16 protein-coding genes are annotated in these 21,297 nt (G+C 43.0%); 10 read left to right on the top strand and 6 right to left on the bottom strand.

Annotation, left to right across the window (positions count from 1 at the left end):
- The first annotated feature begins 64 nt into the window (after window positions 1–64).
- Together N477_RS21480 and rimI are read left to right on the top strand one after the other, a co-directional pair.
- Window positions 65–352, top strand: coding sequence for a hypothetical protein (locus N477_RS21480; protein WP_063362484.1), 288 nt, complete (start codon window positions 65–67; stop codon window positions 350–352).
- The gene (gene rimI / locus N477_RS21475) at window positions 336–788 is read left to right on the top strand and encodes a ribosomal protein S18-alanine N-acetyltransferase (RefSeq protein WP_063362485.1); all 453 of its coding nucleotides are present in this window, start codon (window positions 336–338) and stop codon (window positions 786–788) included. Before N477_RS21480 ends, rimI begins: the two co-directional genes overlap by 17 nt.
- 17 nt (window positions 789–805) lie before the next feature.
- On the opposite strand, the gene N477_RS21470 is transcribed toward rimI, so the two are convergent.
- The 3 genes from N477_RS21470 to yeiP form a co-directional block, all read right to left on the bottom strand.
- The gene (locus N477_RS21470; protein ID WP_063362486.1) at window positions 806–3,535 is read right to left on the bottom strand and encodes a hybrid sensor histidine kinase/response regulator; all 2,730 of its coding nucleotides are present in this window, start codon (window positions 3,533–3,535) and stop codon (window positions 806–808) included.
- A gap of 203 nt (window positions 3,536–3,738) precedes the next feature.
- Window positions 3,739–6,456, bottom strand: coding sequence for a basic secretory protein-like protein (locus N477_RS21465; protein WP_063362487.1), 2,718 nt, complete (start codon window positions 6,454–6,456; stop codon window positions 3,739–3,741).
- 184 nt (window positions 6,457–6,640) lie between these two features.
- Window positions 6,641–7,213, bottom strand: a complete 573-nt coding sequence (gene yeiP, locus N477_RS21460) for an elongation factor P-like protein YeiP (protein WP_039612087.1) — start codon at window positions 7,211–7,213, stop codon at window positions 6,641–6,643.
- A gap of 149 nt (window positions 7,214–7,362) precedes the next feature.
- Here yeiP and N477_RS21455 point away from each other — a divergent pair, with 149 nt between their 5' ends.
- Window positions 7,363–7,938 (top strand): DUF6151 family protein, encoded by a 576-nt coding sequence (locus tag N477_RS21455; RefSeq protein ID WP_063362488.1) that lies wholly within the window; start codon window positions 7,363–7,365, stop codon window positions 7,936–7,938.
- A gap of 2 nt (window positions 7,939–7,940) precedes the next feature.
- On the opposite strand, the gene N477_RS21450 is transcribed toward N477_RS21455, so the two are convergent.
- Window positions 7,941–9,269: a tetratricopeptide repeat protein gene (locus N477_RS21450; RefSeq protein ID WP_081228539.1), complete on the bottom strand. Its 1,329-nt coding sequence runs from the start codon at window positions 9,267–9,269 to the stop codon at window positions 7,941–7,943.
- Between the two features lie 213 nt (window positions 9,270–9,482).
- The gene (locus N477_RS21445; protein ID WP_063362490.1) at window positions 9,483–10,217 is read right to left on the bottom strand and encodes a thioesterase II family protein; all 735 of its coding nucleotides are present in this window, start codon (window positions 10,215–10,217) and stop codon (window positions 9,483–9,485) included.
- A gap of 320 nt (window positions 10,218–10,537) precedes the next feature.
- On the opposite strand from N477_RS21445, the gene prfC reads away from it, so the two are divergent.
- The 4 genes from prfC (at window position 10,538) to N477_RS21425 (ending at window position 15,454) form a co-directional block, all read left to right on the top strand.
- Window positions 10,538–12,127: a peptide chain release factor 3 gene (gene prfC / locus N477_RS21440; RefSeq protein WP_063362491.1), complete on the top strand. Its 1,590-nt coding sequence runs from the start codon at window positions 10,538–10,540 to the stop codon at window positions 12,125–12,127.
- A 63-nt stretch (window positions 12,128–12,190) separates the two neighbouring features.
- On the top strand, window positions 12,191–13,933 hold the full coding sequence (argS, locus tag N477_RS21435) for an arginine--tRNA ligase (RefSeq protein WP_063362492.1): 1,743 nt from the start codon (window positions 12,191–12,193) through the stop codon (window positions 13,931–13,933).
- 114 nt (window positions 13,934–14,047) lie between these two features.
- Window positions 14,048–14,689, top strand: coding sequence for a pyridoxamine 5'-phosphate oxidase (gene pdxH / locus N477_RS21430; RefSeq protein WP_063362493.1), 642 nt, complete (start codon window positions 14,048–14,050; stop codon window positions 14,687–14,689).
- Window positions 14,690–15,454 (top strand): TatD family hydrolase, encoded by a 765-nt coding sequence (locus N477_RS21425; protein ID WP_063362494.1) that lies wholly within the window; start codon window positions 14,690–14,692, stop codon window positions 15,452–15,454.
- 55 nt (window positions 15,455–15,509) lie between these two features.
- Here N477_RS21425 and N477_RS21420 read toward each other — a convergent pair whose 3' ends face one another.
- Window positions 15,510–16,148, bottom strand: a complete 639-nt coding sequence (locus N477_RS21420) for an AhpA/YtjB family protein (protein WP_063362495.1) — start codon at window positions 16,146–16,148, stop codon at window positions 15,510–15,512.
- Between the two features lie 73 nt (window positions 16,149–16,221).
- Between N477_RS21420 and serB the strand changes: the two genes are divergently transcribed.
- The 3 genes from serB (at window position 16,222) to aceE (ending at window position 21,293) form a co-directional block, all read left to right on the top strand.
- Window positions 16,222–17,241 (top strand): phosphoserine phosphatase SerB, encoded by a 1,020-nt coding sequence (gene serB / locus N477_RS21415; RefSeq protein WP_063362496.1) that lies wholly within the window; start codon window positions 16,222–16,224, stop codon window positions 17,239–17,241.
- Window positions 17,242–17,774: 533 nt separating this feature from the next.
- Window positions 17,775–18,524 (top strand): pyruvate dehydrogenase complex transcriptional repressor PdhR, encoded by a 750-nt coding sequence (gene pdhR / locus N477_RS21410; RefSeq protein ID WP_039612079.1) that lies wholly within the window; start codon window positions 17,775–17,777, stop codon window positions 18,522–18,524.
- A 102-nt stretch (window positions 18,525–18,626) separates the two neighbouring features.
- Complete coding sequence (aceE, locus tag N477_RS21405; RefSeq protein WP_063362497.1) at window positions 18,627–21,293, top strand: pyruvate dehydrogenase (acetyl-transferring), homodimeric type; 2,667 nt, start codon at window positions 18,627–18,629, stop codon at window positions 21,291–21,293.
- Window positions 21,294–21,297 lie beyond the last annotated feature (4 nt).

Raw genomic sequence — 21,297 nt, 5'->3', positions numbered from 1 at the left:
TTTTCTCACGTAATTGAATCTTTTACTACTACCATTTAGACTCAGTATAAAAAGTGTTTTTATCATGCATCCGATACATGCTCAATTACTTGGCTTAACACCACTCAAACTCAAAGCGCGCTATGACACACAAGTGGCTTCGGAAGATGGGTCAAATGCCCCAATCCATTTGCAGCTGCCTGCGCAATTGACAGCAGACATTTCCCTTGCTTTAAATTGTACTGACTTAGTGGTGGTGTCAGGGGATTCAATCGCCTTAAACGGCAGTACACTGATGCTGCCTAGCGACACATTAAATGCCCAGCAAAAGCAACACTTATGGCAGGTGATATCTCATGCAATATCTGCATAAAAACGCGCTCGGACAATTTCCGATAGATAAGGTCATGGAGATTGAAAATGCTTGCCACAGTCATCCTTGGAGCGAAAAAACACTCATCTCATGTATTGGTGGACGTTACTTTAATATGTGTCGCGATAGTGAGCAGGGATTGGTCGGGTATTTTATCGCTGAGCGAGCGGGGCCTGATTATACTTTGATGAATATCTGTGTGCATCCAAATAGCCAAGGCCAAGGGATTGCAACTGAGTTAATGCAGGCCTTGATCACTTGGTGTCGAGATGAGCAGGCGGAAAACCTATTTCTTGAAGTCAGAGCATCGAATACACCAGCGATTGCTTTGTATGAAAAGGTGGGTCTGAATGTAATGGGTAGAAGAAATAACTACTACCCGACACAAACTGGTAAAGAAGACGCTATTTTAATGGGTCTACAGTTCACAGAGTGAATAAAGCTTATATGCGCTTAGCGAACAGCTTGCAGTTGCACATTCTCATTGTCTAACGTGTATTGAATTGCTTGAGTAAGCTGCAGTGTGGTGTATTGCCACTGTGCTTTGTTATTACCTTGTAAGCTATTTTCTAAATCTCCGGCAGCACTGTGAATGTTGCTAAAACCAAAGCAGCCAGCACTGCCTTTTAAGCTATGCGCCAGAGCGCGCAGCGATTCCCATTCTTGGTTTTCATAAAGTGCTTCTACAAGGTCTAGTTGCTCAGGTAGCTTCTCTAGATAATTTTGGCTTATCTGCAGGAACTTTTCACTTTTAAGCAGGTTATTCCACTTAGAGGCATTTTCGCTGGCGAGCTCTAAAAACTCGAGTAATACCGCGCCTAGCTTCTCTCTATCAATGGGCTTACCTAGTGTGGCATTGCATCCTGCTGCTAAGTAGGTATCAATATCGTGCTTCATGATGTTCGCTGTGAGGGCGACAATCGGACCATCATAAGCGGCATGCCTAAGCATCTCAGTCGCTTCTAAGCCCCCCATCACTGGCATCTGCATATCCATCAGGATTAAGTCATAATCATTGATGAGAGACATTTCCACCGCTTCTGCGCCGTTATTGGCAATATCGGGTTTGAGCCCCCAAGAGCTTAATAACAAGGAGATCAGATCTTGGTTATCTTTGTTATCTTCTGCTAGGAGTATTGTTGCTTCAAGCTGCGTCTCAGCGAGTTTTTGCGAGCTGCTGGTTTGGCTGTGAGTGTGGGTATCACATTCAATCCACTCAATGTCTTGGTTTGCATGATTCGCTGAGATGGTAATGGTAAATGTACTGCCATTGCCTTGCTCACTGCTGACCTGTACATCGCCACCAAGTAATTGGGCAAGGTTTTTGGAAATACACAAACCAAGCCCTGTGCCACCAAAACGCCTCGTAGTGGTGGTATCAGCCTGTTCAAACGGTTTAAATACACGTTCCATCTCACTTTTTGACATACCAATACCCGTGTCCTTAATCGTAAAGATAAACTGATCGTGTTGGGTATTAAAATCAATATTAATAGATATAAACCCTTGTTCGGTAAATTTGACGGCGTTACTGGCAATGTTAAGTAAAATCTGTTTTAAACGCGTTTCATCACTGTGGAGCACTTTTGGTAGCGGGAAGGCGTAATTGAGATTAAGCTCAAGATGCTTTTCTTCTGCGAGTGGCAGAATGATGGATTCAATGTCTTTTAATAAAGGAAGGAACTCAATGCGGTTTTTTTCAACCGCGAGCTTTTCTGCCTCAATCTTAGATAAATCTAGGATATTGTTGATAAGTTCTAATAAATGCTTTGAATTTCGCAAAATGGTGTCTAAGTGTAAATCTGAATTTTTAGCGCCAGGGTTGTGCAGCAGCTGTTCAGTAAAGCCCATGATTGCAGTTAAAGGGGTGCGGATCTCGTGGCTCATATTGGCCAAAAAGCGGCTTTTAAGCTGGTTGGCTTGCTCAGCTTCGGTGATGGCGACTTCAAGCTGACTATTCATTTCTTCTAGCGCTCGGGTACGGCTTTCCACCTTTTCTTCCAGATGGAGTTTATAGTCTTCTAATTCGCCTTGGAAATCACGGATCTGTTTTACCATGTGATTGAAATCATCAAACAAGATGCCAACTTCGTCGTCATCATGGGCTGGCAACGAGACAGACAAGTCTCCGTCACCGACACGATGACTTGCCTCGCCTAGCAATTCAATCGGTGTAAGCAGTAGATTCCGTACCACAATAAAGATGAGTACTGGTAAGGTAACCACGGAGAGAATGACAATTAAAGCGGTGATCAAGCTGATCGCTTTACCAGATTGGTAGAGAATGCTTTTGGGGATCGTGGAAATGTAATAATAACCACCGCTGAGCTGCGCGCTGTAGGTCATGCGCTTGAGTCCATCTACCGAGGGTAGTACGACGGAATCTAATTTGCCTCTATCAGCCAAAGAACTTATCTGGGCCATTTCTTCGTCAGACAGATAAGTCGATGTGAACTGCCCGTCAGAAGAGAACAGGACTTCTCCTTGAGTAGAGACCAATAAGTTTAACGTATTGTCATAGGGCGCCTCTAGTATACTACTGCTGATAATTGAGGGAGCGACACGAACAATTATATAGCCTTGGCGTTGCGGTCTTTTCAAATGAAAGTTTACGCTATAAATTTGTTGCACAAAATAGAGTTGTGTTCCGCCTTCTTTGGCGGGCAGCATATACTGTTGCTGCCTTAAGTTGCTTTTGAGCACTTGATCAAAAAACGGGTAATCATCTGGCGCAAAACTTAAATTACTCGAATAGAAAGCATGGCTTTTACCATCAGCATCGACCAAATTGATACTGAGAATATCTGGATAGGCTTCACTGTAACTTGCAAAGACATCCATAAGCGCACCCAAGCGCTTTGTTTTAAGTTTCTGCTCATCTGATGACGTAAGCAAAGCGCCTAAGCGTTTTTTTTGTAGTGATTCTGTATCAGGCGGAGAGAGTAGATAATCACTGAGTACAGGGGATGTGGAAAGCAGCTTTGTGGTCGACTGGTATATTTCCATGTAATTGAACATTTTTTGCTGCTGCTGTTCAACAAAACGGCCGACAATCAGTTTTGCTTGCTTTTGAGTAGAGCTCGTAACATTGGTGAGCGTAAAGCCACCTAAAAACAGCAAAGGCAAAATCACCAGTGGTGTAATATACCAAAGTAACCTGATACTGAGCTTACTGGTTTTCATCTTTCCCGATATCCATATTTGCTTTAAAAATCCGTCAAACGATCCATTCACTGTGCAATATTGGATCATATGATGGCTTGCCTGATTTCTCAAGTTTTTGCGCTGTGTCGGGTGATGTTTAAGATTAATTAAAATGCACTGTAACAGTGCAAGGCTTGGCACGGAATAAAGGCAAGGTAAAAAGCCTTGCCTCGATTTTTTAACTATTTAGCGCTAAAAAAGCCTATTTCTGATAGTTGAAGTAAGTTATTGCCATTGCTGTCAGTGGCGGTATGCGTTAAGTCAATGCGGAAATGGGTAAACGCGGTGGTGTTTTCAATACGAAAAGTGCGTGTTTGATTGCGTTCAGTAAATTGTTCAGATTGACGTGTATCCAAGATATGCCAGTGCACGCCGTCATTTGAACCATGTAACGTCCAGCTTGACGGATCTCGTTCCGGCGCATCGTTACCACTGGTTATGCTATATGCACTGATGATATGAGGTTGATTGGCAACAAATTGCAGCCATCCCTTGTCCGTAAGCGCAACATACTTGTTTTCATAATTGCCATCAAATGCACTTTGATAGCCCTCGCCCCATTGACTAAACCCTTCATACTCAGCGCTGATCTCACCGCCAAGCAAAACAAAGTTTTCTAATACGACGGGTAAAGTTACTGTGGCTTTATCAGCTAATAAGTCTATTTCGGCGATTTGAAATACTGACTCACCATTGCTTTGTTGCCCGCTATTGGTGAAGTTGAATTGAAAGTATTGATAACTTGGAACTTGATCGACTGAGAATTCTCGCGTTTCTAACCTTTGGCTAAATACTTGACTAGATTGGCTATCCACCTCATGCCATGTGACACCATCTTGAGAGCCTAATAAGGTCCATGCACTTGGATCTCTGCTTGGTTGGTTATCGCCGACAGTGAGTCTATAGGATTTAAGTTTTCCTGCACCATGGGTAGAAAAGGTTACCTCAGACTGACTATTTATCGTCAGATATTTAGTATAACGGTCGCCATCGATTGCTTTTGCAATATCATAGATAGGATCCGCAGGCTGTGCTGAGGCACTTATATCTGTGCCTAAACTCACCAAGCTAATTTGATCTTCAGGGATTGCGGGGGCTTCAGGTGCTGCGCCCAGTGTTGCTTGGTACTTCTGCCACAGGGTATTAATATCCTGATTTAAGATGCGTTTAAGTGCTTCTTCTAATGTCCACTCCCAGCCTTCACGTTGACTAGTTAGCACCATTTGATTGATCTTATAGGTAAAATCATCATCATAATTGTCTTGGATCCATGATAAAAAGAACCCGGTATTGGTGTAACCCCCTAGCCAGTTTTTAGACGGTGAGGGGCTGCGTGTGGCGTGGAAACCAGCTCGGATCCGAACAAGGTCGGCAATGCCTTCAACAATGGCGTGAGTTTCATTACCATCGGCCATTGCGCCTGTTGGAAAGTGTTGATAACCGTGAACAAGCTCATGCCAAAACACACCGAGCAATTCGTAAATAACTTCTTCATCGCTGGCATTGGCTAAAGATTCCGTAATGTATTTGGTACTGAACGCAATTTCCATATTTCGGCCAGAGCCAGCTCGATAGGCTAGGGTATCCATCCACTTAAGACTAAATGTGACAGAGTCAAACTCAGGTGATTCACCATAGTGCTTATATAAATATTGGTTTACTTGTAATGTAACGTCATTGATGGTTTTTTCTAAATTAGGAAATAGCCTGTGAATGCGTTTATAGCCTTCGCTTTGCGTATCTTCGTGGGCAAATTTGATTTCAGGGTAAGCAAATCCGTGCCAAGGGTTTGCAGGGTCAACCACTTTCACTTTGTGGCTAGCCGTGTCACTTTGACCATGCCAATTATATGTGACCAATTCTACTGTTTTTACACCGGGTATATTAAAGGTGACTTGTGGGTCTTTGGCCAAACTAGTTGCTGGTGTGCCTTGTTCAAATCGCCATTCAAAGCTATTTGGTTGATTGAGGCTGGTGTCTTTTAGCGTTAATGCTTCACCAATAAATACGGTGCTTGCATCGCTGGCAATACCGGCAATAGGGAGTTGCGTGTTGGTAAATAAATCAATTTCAGCAATTTGTAGTAAATCATACCCCCAATCATCCGTGCCCTTGTGAGTCATATCAAAGCGATAATGTTGATAAGGCTTGACCGTATTTAAATGATAGCTTTTTTGCTCGAAACGCTTACTGAAAGTTTGCTCGGACTGTGTATCAATGACATGCCAGTTTTCGCCATCGTTAGAACCTTGCAGCGTCCATGTGTGTGGATCTCTACCCGGTGCGTCGTTTGCTGATGTGAGTTGATATTTCGCCAGACTTTGTGGCTGCGCTAAAGAGACTTGCACCCACCCCTGTGGTTTGAGTGTGACATATTTAGTGCGGGGATCGCCATCAAAAGCATTACCGATGGCCTCGCCTGCAGGTGACTCTGCTTTTTGTTCACTGAGCACAATGTCATTGCTAATTAGGCTCATTTGTGAAATTGGATCGTTCTTTTTATCATGGGCAACTTTAGCCCAAACTTGGCTTACATCTGGGGCTTCATTCAATGTCCACCATTTTGCTTCAAACAACTCGCCCTTATAGGCAACGATTTGACCTTTGGTGTACACCTGAGCATGCAACCAAGGGTTTGGGGTATTATTTTCATGATTGATGAATTGTACAAACTGCCATGCCCCCGAAGTATTAATGGCGGGCGAATCGCCCTCAGACCACCAGTTTGCTTGATAAATTGCACCTTGGTGCGTGACTCGTTGGCCTTTTTTGTAGTTGTTTTTATCTTGCCATTCGTTGATTTCATTGCTGTGTGATGGCGAATGTGTATGACCTGTGTGCGCGTGTATAGATACAGACTGGATAGCAAGTGCCAAAGCACAAAGTGCAAACCTTTTCATGATTAACTCCCATTCTCTTGATTGTTATTATTTGGAACGTTCCATTTATTATTGGCACAAAATAACAGCAATTCAAAGCATTAATTACATTAAAGGAGTGATAAAACAGAAAAAAGTAGGGGGTTAAGTTACAAAGACAATAAAAAAGCCGGAATAACCGGCTTGTTTATTTCGATAGGTAAAATTAACTATCTGCACGACTCATGAATTTAACTTCAGTCGTGTTGATCTTGATTTTATCACCTGTTGAAATGTGCTCAGGCACTTGGACGATTAGGCCTGTCGTAAGTGTTGCCGGCTTTGTACGCGCACTGGCAGATGCACCTTTAATTGATGGTGCCGTTTCTTCAATCACGAGCTCTACGCTGGAAGGTAAGTCAACCGATACAGGGCTGCCTTCAACAACCACAACAGATAGACCTTTAGTATCTTCATTGATAAATAAAACCTGTTCTGAAATCGCTTCTTTATTGAGGTGGTAAGGGGTGTAGTCTTCCTCATCCATAAAGACATACTCTTCACCATCGATATATGAAAACATCGCAGGGCGACGCGTTAAATCAGCGAGTTTAAGCATTTCTTCTGCTTTAAACGTCTCGTCTACTTTACCATTGTTGACAACATCGTACATGCGCATACGGTATAGGCTACCACCTGCGCGACCCTGTGGTACTGAACGCTCAATATCACGTACAATCATGACGCGACCATTGTACTCAATCGCCGCATGTTTTTTTATTTCACTGGCCTTTGGCATAGTAATTCCCAAATTTATTTTGTTTTGCAGCAAACTAGCATGAAGCCGGCTCTAGGCCAAGCGCCACTTGCATTTTATTGTGTTGTAAAGCACTGTTAGAGTGTATGAAAAGCAACAATATGAACAAACCTAATCCAGTGGAGAATACAATGGACAAGTGTGTGAATGTGAAATGCCAATGTGGCAAAGTGCGCGGTGTTGTTTCATGTGGCAATCGGCTTTTTCACAATCGTGTGGTTTGTTATTGTGATGATTGCCAAGCCTTTGTTGGGCATTTAGCACAGCAAAATGTGCTCAATGAATATGGCGGTTCAGATGTGTTTCAAGTGAGTGCATCACAGCTCACATTTACGCATGGGCATGAAGAAATTGCCTGCCTGACCGTCACGCGAGAGGGAGTACACCGATGGTTTGCCAGCTGTTGCAATAGTCCACTTGGAAATACCATGAACGCGCGTTGGCCATTGGTTGGGCTATTACACAGTTGCATAGAAGAAAATTTAGATGATGTTGTAGGTCCGCCCTCAGGCAGTGTATTTTGTAAATTTGCAAATGCAGCGATCCCAGTAGAAATCAAAGGACCTTGGTCACATAAACGGGTGGTGGCTAATTTGGTATTGAAAATAGTGCTTTGGCGATTGCTGAGAAAAAATACGCCATCGCCTTTTTATCGACAAGGCGAGCCATTGGTGAAGCCCTATTGCCTTGTCGATAAAAGCAACTAAAATTATAGCGCGTACAACGTCGCCATTTCTTGGTAATTCAAACCAAACTGTTTTTGAAACCAACTGTTCACAAACTGATTGTCGGGTGCGATTTTTCCACAACGTAAAATATATTCGCCATATTGTGCGCCGATTAAGCCATTACAGTGGGTGTCAATCCACACTCGCTCTAACTGAGATTTAAAATCTTGTTGTAGTGTGGTCAGTTGCTTATCAAGTTTACTGTCTACATCTAAAAAGGTTGCTTTTATTGGCTTGATATTGAGTTGAGGAAAATCAGCCTGATGGCTCTGCGTATAGTGTGTTTGACTATCATCGATACTAAACTCTATCTGTTGTTGGGCAATGATGCCTTCATATTTTGCATTGACACTAAATTGCTCTGTGAATTCGGTGACAGGATAGCGAAATGCTTTTTTTACTTCGACGTCTAATGTATCAGAAGGGTTGGCTTTGCTTTGCTTTTCTTCAACGAGTGTGAAGTGAGTATGGCGATTAACAAGTTTGGCTTTTCTTGTGTGTTCTAGGTTTGCGTCAAATTTGAGCTTGAATGTGTTTTTCCCCACAGGGTTATACCACAGGCTTTCTCTGAATATTTGCTTTAATTCTGACGAGGCGGTTTTGAGCGAATTTGCTTGCCTACTCGTGCGATGCAAATTCACTCTGAAGCGAGGTGTAAGCTTGATACTCGAGTAACGAGTTGGGTCTTGTGTGATAACGGCCAACTCTTGAGGTAGATCCCATGCCATACAATACTTTTCTGTAAACTGGCGTAAGTAAAAACGTTCATTAGTTGTTTTAGTCGACATACGCGTGCACTGAGCGTGGGCTTTATTTTGCAAAGCGGCACGATAAGTGGTGAATAGGCTGTGCAATTGAGCATTGCTGATTAAAAAAGCATATCTATGTTCAAAATAGCGGAATTGATCTGGGAACTTAGATTGACCAAGCTGCGCAGCACGCTGCTTTAACCACAGGGTTGCATAGTCGATTTCTTCCGTTTGTGTGTTAGCGATTGGTCCAAATGGTTCAATTTGCCATGCTATTTGATTGCGCAACAAAGATTCTAATTTAATTGCAGCACCAGTTGGGTTGCCACCTAACCGTAACATTCGCACATCAATTAGGCCTTTATCTAGAATTTTATTACGAGCTTGCAGTAGACCTTTTTGTGCTTCAATGTCATGAGGGTCTTCTTGTAGTGCTTGTTCATAGTATTCTGCTGATTGTGTATACATGCCTGCTTGGAACAGATTATGTCCTTTCTCAACTAAGCTTTTACAACCACTTAGAGTGAGTATCAGCATAGATAACACCAATACATTTCTCACTTTTGTTTTCCTTTTTCTCTGAATAACACGGCTTTGACCTTCCATCAGCCTTACTTCTTCATATATGTGATTACAGTTATAGGTTGAATGTTAACCTAGTATTATATAATAAATGTTAATTTGTACCTACGTCTATGACTGCGGAAAAAAGTTAGTGAAAATGTAGGATAAAAAACGAATAAAAGGGTAGGCAGAGGCTCGCTAGAGCCTTGCTTAGAGTGAACAAAGTAGTTGCGATATTGTTTTGAGCACCGGTTCACTGTGGGTGTTAATGAAAAAATGGTCGCCATTGAATGCATGTTTTGTAATTGGTAAAGCTGATAGTGACTGCCATGCATCAACCATAGGAGTCGTTACATCGATATCATCATGGCCGAAAAAGACATCAATGGGGATCGGAAGCGGCAGTTCTTCAGCTTGGTAACAATCGGCAACTTCAAAATCAGCACGCAGCAGAGGTAAAAATAACTCCATGAGTTCCGCATTATCTAGTACTTCTTTAGGGGTACCGTTGAGCTCGTGTAGTTCGGAGATAAACTCAGGATCAGGTAGATGATAGGTCGGTGCCTTATTACTTGCAATGTGTGGTGCACGACTGCCTGAAGCGATGATTTTTAAAGGTAATACCTGATTATCTTTCTGTAATGTTAACGCGAGCTCATAGGCTACTCTACTTCCTAAACTATGACCGAAGAAGGCGCAAGGTTTTTGAGTGATAAAACTACTATGCTGCATTAACTCATCAATAATTAAGCTCATTTTATTGTGAGGTTCTTCCATTAACCGTGCACCGCGCCCCGGCAGTTGTACCAATACAAGCTCAACATTGCCTGGAAGTTGATTGAGCCACGGCATAAAGATACTAGGAGATCCGCCAGCATATGGAAAACAAAATAATCGCAGCGTTGCATGCGGGTTAGGCTTTGGAATTAAAAAGAGTTTTGTCATTGGTTATTTTTTTATTATGTGTTGATGGCGCTTATCCTAGCAACTTGAGCACATTTGTATAGTGTGGCTTTTATGATGAATTGATAATTTAAATACAACACTGAGTTGTCAGTTGATATTCATTGCCAAAAATAGTCGAATTTCACTTAATACTGAGCATATCGATTTTGTTTGTGTAAAAGTTAAGCTGATTATCGGCAATTTATACGCCGATAAGTTGTTAAAATAGTCAGGATCAGAGACAATACGCGGATATGTGTTCACAGCCGAGTGTTATCAGTGAATAGTCACACTCAGATAAGCCAAAAGTAGAGTTTTCAATGTCAAACAACAGTATCCAGCAAGAAGTATCGCTTCGCCGTACTTTTGCCATTATTTCTCACCCGGATGCGGGTAAAACCACCATTACAGAGAAAGTACTTTTATTCGGAAAGGCGTTACAAAAAGCCGGTACGGTAAAAGGCCGTGGTTCAAACCAGCACGCAAAATCCGACTGGATGGAAATGGAAAAAGAGCGTGGTATCTCGGTAACAACCTCGGTGATGCAGTTCCCGTATAATGATGCATTGGTAAACCTACTCGATACTCCGGGACACGAAGATTTCTCTGAAGATACTTATCGTACGCTGACTGCTGTTGACTCATGTCTAATGGTGATCGATGCGGCAAAGGGTGTTGAGGATAGAACACGTAAATTAATGGAAGTTACTCGCTTACGTGACACGCCAATCGTGACTTTCATGAATAAGCTTGACCGTGATATCCGTGACCCAATGGAAGTGATGGACGAAGTCGAAACAGAACTGAATATCATGTGTGCACCTATCACTTGGCCAATCGGCTGCGGTAAAGAGTTTAAAGGTGTTTACCACATTCATCGTGATGAAACGATTTTATATGCAACGGGTCAAGGCCATACCATTCAAGAAAAACGCATCATAAAGGGCTTAGACAACCCAGATCTAGATGCCGAAATCGGTGATGAGTTAGCAGAACAGCTTCGTGAAGAGCTAGAGTTGGTGATCGGTGCATCCAATGAGTTTGATCATGAGCTATTTTTATCGGGTGAGCTAACACCTGTTTACTTTGGTACAGCATTAGGTAACTTTGGTGTTGACCATATGCTTGACGGTTTAACTGAGTGGGCGCCAACGCCAATGCCACGTCAAACTGAAGAGCGTGAAGTAAAAGCTGAAGAAGAAAAGTTCTCAGGCTTCGTATTCAAAATTCAAGCAAATATGGACCCTAAACACCGTGACCGTATTGCCTTTATGCGTATTGTATCGGGTAAATATACGCAAGGTATGAAGATGGACCATGTACGTATTGGCAAAAAAGTCAGTATCTCCGACGCGGTAACATTTATGGCGGGCGACCGTGAGCGTGCTCAAGAGGCATACGCTGGTGACATCATTGGCTTGCACAACCACGGTACAATCCAGATCGGTGATACCTTCACGCAAGGTGAGAAGCTGAAATTCAGTGGTATTCCAAATTTCGCGCCAGAATTATTCCGTAGCATTCGTTTAAAAGATCCACTTAAGCAAAAACAGTTGCTAAAAGGCTTAGTACAGCTGTCAGAAGAAGGTGCGGTACAGGTATTTAGACCACTACAAAATAATAGCTTAATCGTAGGTGCGGTCGGTGTGCTTCAGTTTGATGTGGTTGTAGCGCGCCTAAAAGCTGAATATAACGTAGATGCTATTTACGAAAGTGTAGCGGTACAAACAGCCCGTTGGGTGACGTGTGACGACGATAAGAAGATGGCTGAGTTTAAACGCAAGTGTGAAGCAAACTTGGCCCTTGATGGTGGTGATAACTTAACTTACATTGCACCTAGCCGTGTAAATTTAAACTTATCAATGGAACGCTATCCTGATGTTAAGTTCCATCATACACGTGAACACTAATAAGCGCTTAAATTGAATTTAACCTTGCTGGTCTGATGGCTGGCAAGGATCACAGGATAACAAATGAATATCAAAACTCTATTAATTGAAAAAGCCAATGCAGCGATGCAAGCTGCGGGCATTCCAGAAGGCACTAACCCAGCGGTTACACAATCTACTCGCCCGCAATTTGGTGATTACCAAATCAATGGTGCAATGGGTGCCGCAAAAGCATTAAAAACGAATCCGCGTGAAGTTGCACAGAAGATCATTGATAACTTAGATATCGACGATGTTGCTGCAAAAACTGAAATTGCAGGCCCTGGATTTATCAATATTCATCTAAAACCTGAGTTCTTAGCATCTAGCTTAGAATCGGCTAACCAAGATGCAAAACTTGGTGTAGCAGAACACGCAACGCCACATAAAGTTGTTGTGGATTATTCATCGCCAAACCTTGCAAAAGAAATGCACGTTGGTCATCTGCGTTCGACCATCATTGGTGATGCCGTTGTACGTGCCCTTGAATTCCGTGGTGATAAAGTTATCCGTCAAAATCATATGGGTGACTGGGGTACTCAGTTTGGTATGCTGATCGCACACCTTGAAGATTTACTTGAGCAAGGTATTGATCTTGAGGCGGTGGCATTAGCTGATTTAGAGAGCTTTTATCGTGATGCGAAAAAACGCTTTGATGATGAAGAAGGTTTTGCGGATAAAGCCCGTGACTATGTTGTAAAATTACAAGGTGGCGATGCGCACTGTGAAAAATTGTGGCATTTATTCATCGATACATCAGTAAAACACTCTGAAGAAGTCTACCAAAAGCTGAACGTAACCCTTGGTCGTGAAGACATCAAAGCAGAGAGTGCATATAACGCGCGTCTTAATGGTGTGATCGAACTGCTCAAAGAAAAAGGCATTGCGGTAGAAGACCAAGGTGCACAAGTGGTCTTCCTTGATGAATTAGCGAATAAAGATGGTGAGCCATCAGTATTTATCGTACAAAAATCAGGTGGTGGTTTCTTATACTCTACAACAGATTTAGCGGCGTGTGATTACCGTTCAAATGAGCTTGATGTTGACCGTATCTTGATTTTTGTGGATGCACGTCAGGGTCTTCACTTCAATCAAGTTGAGATCACAGCGCGTAAAGCAGGTTTGTTAAAAGAAAAAACCAGCTATGAGCCAAGCCTGTTTGGTACCATGATGGGTGATGATGGCAAGCCATTTAAAACTCGTACAGGTGGTACGATTAAGCTTGCAGATTTGTTGGATGAAGCGGTTGGCCGAGCGTCGGATAAACTTGCTGAGCGCGCTTCTGAGCTGTCAGAAGAAGCACGTGCGGAGATCGCTCGTAAAGTAGGTATTGGCGCGGTTAAATATGCAGATTTATCAAAGCATCGCACCAGTGATTACATCTTCAACTGGGATACGATGTTGAGCTTTGAAGGCGCAACAGCACCATATCTTCAATATGCATATACACGTGTTAAGAGTATCTTCCGTAAAGCAAATGTGGATAGTGCAACCTTGGCTGGTAACATCGCTATCATAGAGCCGCAAGAAAAAGCGCTTGCGCTTAAATTGTTGCAGTTAGAAGAAGTGCTTGATCTAATGATCAATGAAGCGACGCCACACGTATTATGTGGTTACTTATACGAGCTTGCGAGTTTATATATGTCTTTCTACGAGGCGTGTCCTATTTTGAAAGACGATGTCACAGAACAAGCAAGAGAAAGTCGCTTGATGTTATGTAATTTAGTGGCTAAAACACTACACACAGGTCTAGATTTGTTAGGCATTGAAGTGATGGAGCAAATGTAAGCTTTATCTATGTGTAATGTTGAAAAAGCCGCCATTCTAGGCGGCTTTTTGTTTATGTAATACTTCCTTTGAGCGCAAAGAGAAGTTGTTGAAATATGCTAAGGAATCGCCAAGATGAAATTAGATGATATCCGCAGAGAATATATGCAAGGTGGGCTGCGCCGAGAAACTTTGCAAGATGATCCTATTGAGCAATTTGAGATTTGGTTGAAGCAAGCGGTTGACGCCAAGTTCAGTGCAGATCCAACAGCCATGGTGGTTGCGACTGTTGATAAAGATGGTCAGCCTTCGCAGCGGATCGTATTACTCAAAAATCTAGATAAAAATGGCTTCGTATTTTTTACTAATACGGGCTCAAAAAAAGCACAAGATTTGTCTGAGAATAATAAAATCTCTCTACATTTCCCTTGGCATGCAATTGAGCGACAAGTGATTGTTTATGGTGAAGCTAAGTCTATGAGCACAGCAGCTGTGGCAAAGTACTTTTTATCTCGCCCAAAAGAGAGCCAGCTAGCTGCTTGGGCTTCTCAGCAATCGCGTCCAGTGTCATCAAGGCAGGCATTGATGCAAACATTTGAAGGGATGAAAAGTAAGTTTGCTAAAGGCGATATTCCCTTGCCTGATTTTTGGGGCGGATACTGTGTTGTGCCACATAAAATAGAGTTTTGGCAAGGTGGAGAGCATCGTCTTCATGATCGCTTTATGTATGTGAAGCAAGCAGATGATAGCTGGTCTATTGAGCGTTTAAATCCGTAAATGCGATTTATAGACAGTCATTGTCACTTGGATTTTGACGAACTTGCCGATAACTTAACGGAATATATGTCAGATGCGAAAGCGTCTGGCATTGAGCGGTTTGTGGTGCCAGGTATATCACTTACACAAAGTAAAAGTTTACTGGCGTTTCAACAGCAACATCCAAGTTGTCATATTGCATTTGGCTTACATCCGTACTTTTTGACTGAGCGAAGTGTAGAAGACATGCCACACTTGGCTGCTTTGGCAGCGCAACACAAAGCAAAGCTGATCGCCATTGGCGAGTGTGGTATTGATAGTCATTGCGATGATTTAGCACTGCAACAAGTCTTATTTAAAGAGCATATTAAACTGGCTAATCAATTAGGCTTGCCGCTCATTGTTCATCATCGCCAAAGTCACCACTTAATTGCACAAGCGTTTAAGCAAGTGGTCCCTCAATTTGGTGGTGTGATCCATGCATTTTCTGGTTCGCGGCAGCAAGCTGAGTATTATATAAAGCTAGGATTTAAACTGGGCATTGGTGGCACGATAACTTATGCACGCGCGAGAAAGACCCGTGATGTCGTTAGCAGCTTGCCATTATCTAATTTCGTATTAGAAACCGATGCGCCATCAATGCCGGTTTATGGGTTTCAAGGACAGATAAATGTGCCAGTGCGTTTGGTGGATATTTTTGAACAGGTATGTCAGTTGCGTACTGAACCACCAGAAGTCATTGCACAAGCTCTATATAAATCGTCCAGGGAGCTTTTTTCGCTTTGACGTCTGTTAGTTGACTGTAGCCTTCACTGCATTGAGAGAGTTTTGCTAGCGCACATCATTCATTAGTATTTTTTTCGGTCTTATCCTCTTGTGCACTTTTGTTAATGTGCTTTTTGACATCACGTCGCGTCAATGCTCTGCCTATTTGCCAAGTAAATACTCCGACAATAATGAGCATGAGTAGCACGATACGGCCAAGCTGGTGAAAGTGCTTGTGGCTTTCATTCATTGCGGCGTCAGTCAGGTATTCAATACTGACAAAGCCAATTGTACGTTCGTTATCGACAATGGTACTGACAATGGCATCTTTACTCGGGTTGATCCCAGCAAGTCCATCTGGCAAGCCTGCAATCACAGGTGTTTGAGTGATACCATCATTGCCAATGACAAATTCTCCCTTGTGATTATAAACCGCCACAGATAACACGTACTCATCGCTAGCGAGATGATTACTCAATGTTTTGAGTCTAGCCTTATCCATCTTCGCCAGTGGTTCAATCGCATTTAATGCAAACTGATTGATTAAGCTTTGTCCAGTATGGTTGGCATTTGTATGAAGTAACTGGTGAGAGCGAAAACTGGTATTGGTCGCAATCCATAACAGCGCAATCAAACAGCCCGCTGCGATAATAAGTCTCAGTAATCGTTTACTTTTTGATGACTGTAAAAAGGTGTTCGCTTGTGTATTTTTCATAGTTACAGCTTGTTGGCTGACTTTATTTTCATTAGATGTTAAAAAGAGCCTATACCGTTATTAGGAGTGCTCAATGCCAATGCTAAATATGCCAAGTCTCGACCAACTTGATGTCCGCCCTGTTGAAAATCAACTTACCTTATCAAAGTGGTATGAATTTGAAAATGCCCAATCTGTGAAAGAGGGGGGATTAGCAGAGGACTCAGCACACTGTATCGTGTTATTTGGTACGACTATTACAGGGTCAATTTTACTTGAGTTTTTAAACGCCTTGGCATTGGTCAATATCGTGCCTACACAGGTATGTGCGTACCAAGCACATGAGGATTTACCCGCCGGTGTCGCCATCATGGCATATTTTCCCTCTGGTGAGTGGCCTAAATCAGACATTCGTCAAGCCGCTGGCAAACTTGGTTGTCAGGGGGCGATCTTACCTATTTTGCCTCAATTAAATACTCCAGGTCTATTGGTCATGGATATGGACTCAACAGTGATTGAGATAGAGTGCATTGATGAAATTGCGCGTTTGGCAGACGTATATGATGAAGTCGCTTCAGTCACCGCAGAGGCCATGGCTGGTAAATTGGCATTCAATGAAAGTCTGCACAAGCGAGTGGCGAAGTTGCAGGGGATTGAATTGAGTTTAATCTCACCGCTTAAAGAAGATCTACCTTTAATGTTGGGTATAAAGCAGCTGTGTGAGGTGTTAAAAGCACATCAATGGCGATTAGCAATTGCATCGGGTGGATTTACTTGGTTTGCAGAGGCGTTGCAATCTAGATTGGATCTAGACCATGTATATGCCAATACGCTAGAAATCGATGGGCAACGTCTTACTGGCCGTGTCATCGGAGAGATTGTGGATGCTGAGAAAAAGGCTGAGGTGTTAAATGCCTTACGTGAGCGCTATGAAGTGAGTCCAGGGCAGACACTCGCGATTGGTGACGGTGCGAACGACCTTGTCATGATGGCCGCAGCTGACTTAGGAGTGGCCATTCATGGCAAGCCCAAAGTAGTAGAACAGGCCGATGCTGCAATTAGTGAAGGCTCATTATTACAATTCCTGTATTTTCTGACAGTACCATTACCTTAACTTCTTGGTTCATAATCGAACGGGTTAGTTTGTACCTGAAATGCACACTAATCACGAACATATAATGATAACAAGCGAAGAAGAGGAAGTTAGAGATGAGCACAAGTTAACCCTGTGAGAAGTTGTCCCCCCTGACGTTGATTTTAGGACAGCTTCTCCTCCTCTTTTATTATCCATTCAATAAAACACCATGTTTCTTCATACTATTTAAATTTGCCAATTGGTTTTAATTTGTATTTCGCCTTTCCTCTGGTCTGACCATTTTTATTTTTCTTTGCAATCATTTTTAATTGTATAAAGTTTAATCTGAATGGATGTCAAAAAAAGGATATTAAAAGCGATGAAAAGGTGTAATTTTGACAGCCGAGCTTGATTTTGATAACTTATTGTCCAAATTTGGTATGACCAATTTACCTGTCTGGTCACAATATACTAAATGATTAAGTAAATATTGCTAAGTTTTAAAGACTTACGATGTAACGTAGGGACTTCTTACTTAGCTGGTGGATATAACCCAAACTGGCGTGTTATCAATGTCTTTGAAGATTAAAGCTGCGAAACTCTCGGATGTGATTTTAGAGCAATTGGAAAACATGATTTTAGAAGGATCATTGCTTCCTGGTGAAAAGCTTCCTCCCGAACGAGAACTTGCTAAGCAGTTTGAAGTATCCCGCCCGTCGTTAAGAGAGGCGATTCAAAAACTCGAAGCCAAAGGGTTAGTGACGCGTCGCCAAGGTGGCGGTACGTACGTTAAAAATCAGCTAGAAGAAGGGTTAACTGATCCACTTTTTGACTTGATCAGTAAACACCCTGAGTCTCAGTTTGACTTACTTGAATTCCGTCATGCCTTAGAAGGTATCGCTGCTTATTATGCTGCGCTTCGAGGCACAGACAATGACATGGATAAAGTAAAGCAAAGCTATGACAATATCGCTGAGGTGGGGGATGATTTAGCCCTAAAAGCCAAAGCAATCAATGCGTTTCATTTCACTGTAGCAGAAGCGTCACATAATGTGGTGTTACTGCACTTAGTGAGAGGAATGCAAACGTTACTTGAGCAAAATGTATTGCAGAATTTAACCGTGTTGGTGCAAAAGTCAGATGTGAGCGAACAGCTTGCACAGCACCGAGCGGTATTGATGGATGCCGTGATCCAAGGGGATCCGGAAAAGGCGAGGCTTGCGAGTAACGCACACCTAGCCTTCATCGAAGAAGCATTACTTGAAGCGGGTAGAGAACGCTCTCGCATTGAGCGGAGTCTACGTCGCACTAAGCAGCAATAAGTTAGGTAAATTCGGTCTTTTAAGCAAAATCGAGCAATTATGCTTGATTGCGTCATTGACGCATTGAATAAATTTGCATTTAAAACATAAGGAACACTCCATATGTCTGAAGTCAATAAGTTTGACGTTGACGCGTTAGAAACCCAAGAGTGGTTACAAGCGCTTGAGTCAGTTGTGAAAGAAGAAGGCGTAGAACGCGCGCAATTCTTACTTGAGCAAGTGCTAGAGCAAGCCCGCCTAGATGGCGTGGACATGCCTACAGGTATTACTACAAACTATGTAAATACCATTCCGGCAGGCCAAGAACCAGCATATCCTGGTGATACCACGATTGAACGCCGTATCCGCTCTATCGTACGTTGGAATGCGATCATGATCGTACTTCGTGCGTCTAAAAAAGACCTAGAGTTAGGCGGCCACATGGCGTCTTACCAGTCTTCAGCAGCATTTTATGAAATGTGTTTCAACCACTTCTTCCGTGCGCCAAACGAGAAGGACGGTGGTGATTTAGTCTATTACCAAGGTCATATTTCACCGGGTATCTACGCACGTGCGTTCCTTGAAGGTCGTTTAACTGAAGAGCAGTTAGATAACTTCCGTCAAGAAGTAGACGGTAAAGGTATCTCTTCATACCCTCACCCTAAATTGATGCCTGAGTTCTGGCAATTCCCAACAGTATCTATGGGTCTTGGTCCAATCGCATCAATCTATCAAGCACGTTTCCTTAAGTACCTAGAAGGTCGTGGTCTTAAAGAGACTAACGAGCAGCGCGTATATGCGTTCCTAGGTGATGGTGAGATGGATGAGCCAGAATCACGTGGTGCAATCTCATTTGCAGCGCGTGAGAAGCTAGATAACCTATGTTACCTGATCAACTGTAACCTACAGCGTCTTGACGGCCCAGTAATGGGTAACGGTAAGATCATTCAAGAACTTGAAGGCCTATTTAAAGGTGCTGGTTGGAACGTAATCAAAGTTGTTTGGGGTTCAGGTTGGGATACGCTACTAGCGAAAGACACAACTGGTAAGCTTCTTCAGCTAATGAACGAAACAATCGATGGTGACTACCAGACATACAAAGCGAAAGATGGCGCGTATGTACGTGAGCACTTCTTTGGTCGTTACCCAGAGACAGCAGCACTGGTTGCTGATATGACGGATGATGAAATCTTCGCACTTAAGCGTGGTGGTCATGATACATCTAAACTATACGCAGCTTATAAAGCGGCGCAAGATGAGAAAGGTCGTCCAACAGTTATCCTAGCTAAGACTGTAAAAGGTTATGGCATGGGTGAAGCTGCGGAAGGTAAAAACATTGCACACCAAGTTAAGAAAATGGACATGTCTAGCGTTGAGCACTTGCGCTCACGCCTAGGTCTAGAAGATCTAGTTTCTGACGAAGAAATTGCAAACTTACCGTACCTAACGCTTAAAGAAGGCTCTGCAGAGTACGAATACCTGCACGCACGCCGTAAAGCGCTACACGGTTACACACCACAGCGTCTACCTAACTTCACACAAGCACTTGAGCTACCAAAATTGGAGCAGTTCAAGCCGCTACTTGAAGAGCAAAAGCGTGATATCTCAACCACAATGGGTTACGTACGTGCACTAAACATCTTGTTAAAAGACAAGGGTGTTGGCAAAAACATCGTACCAATCATTGCGGATGAAGCGCGTACTTTCGGTATGGAAGGTCTATTCCGTCAAATCGGTATCTATAACCCACATGGTCAGAACTATACGCCTCAAGACCGCGACATCGTTTCTTACTACAAAGAAGCAACATCAGGTCAGGTACTTCAAGAAGGTATCAACGAGCTAGGTGCAATGTCTTCATGGGTTGCTGCTGCAACGTCATACAGCACAAATGACCTGCCGATGATCCCATTCTACATCTACTACTCTATGTTCGGTTTCCAACGTGTTGGCGACATGGCGTGGATGGCAGGTGACCAACAAGCACGTGGTTTCCTATTAGGTGCTACAGCAGGTCGTACAACGCTAAACGGTGAAGGTCTACAGCACGAAGATGGTCACTCGCACATTCAAGCGGGTACGATTCCTAACTGTATTTCTTACGACCCAACGTTCGTATTTGAAGTAGCAGTTATCTTGCAAGATGGTATCCGTCGTATGTACGGTCCAGAGCAAGAAAACGTGTTCTACTACCTAACGCTGATGAACGAAAACTATCACCAGCCAGCAATGCCTGAAGGCGCTGAAGAAGGTATCCGTAAAGGTATCTATAAGCTTGAGTCAAACGCAGGTGAGAAAGCACACGTACAACTTATGGGTTCAGGCACAATCTTGAACGAAGTACGTAAAGCGGGTGCAATCCTAAGCGAAGAGTACGGCATTGGTTCAGATGTATTCTCTGTGACGTCATTCAACGAGCTTGCTCGTGACGGTCAAGATGCTGAACGTTTCAACATGCTTAACCCAGAAGCAGATGCAAAAGTACCTTACATCTCAACTGTACTTGGTGAGTCTCCAGCGATTGCAGCGACTGACTACATGAAGAACTATGCAGATCAAGTACGCGCATTCATGCCAAGCAGCTCTTACAAGGTACTAGGTACTGACGGTTACGGTCGTTCAGACAGCCGTGAAAACCTACGTCGTCACTTCGAAGTGAACGCAGGTTATGTGGTTGTTGCTGCACTTAACGAACTTGCTCAACAGGGCAAGGTTGAAAAATCAGTTGTTGCTGACGCTATCAAGAAATTTGATATCGACACAACAAAAGCTAACCCACTTTACGCATAAGAGG

This window comes from Pseudoalteromonas luteoviolacea H33-S, assembly GCF_001625695.1.
Taxonomy (GTDB): domain Bacteria; phylum Pseudomonadota; class Gammaproteobacteria; order Enterobacterales; family Alteromonadaceae; genus Pseudoalteromonas; species Pseudoalteromonas luteoviolacea_B.
The sequence above is the reverse complement of the archived record's forward strand: the minus strand, read 5'-3'. Positions and strand labels throughout refer to the sequence as shown.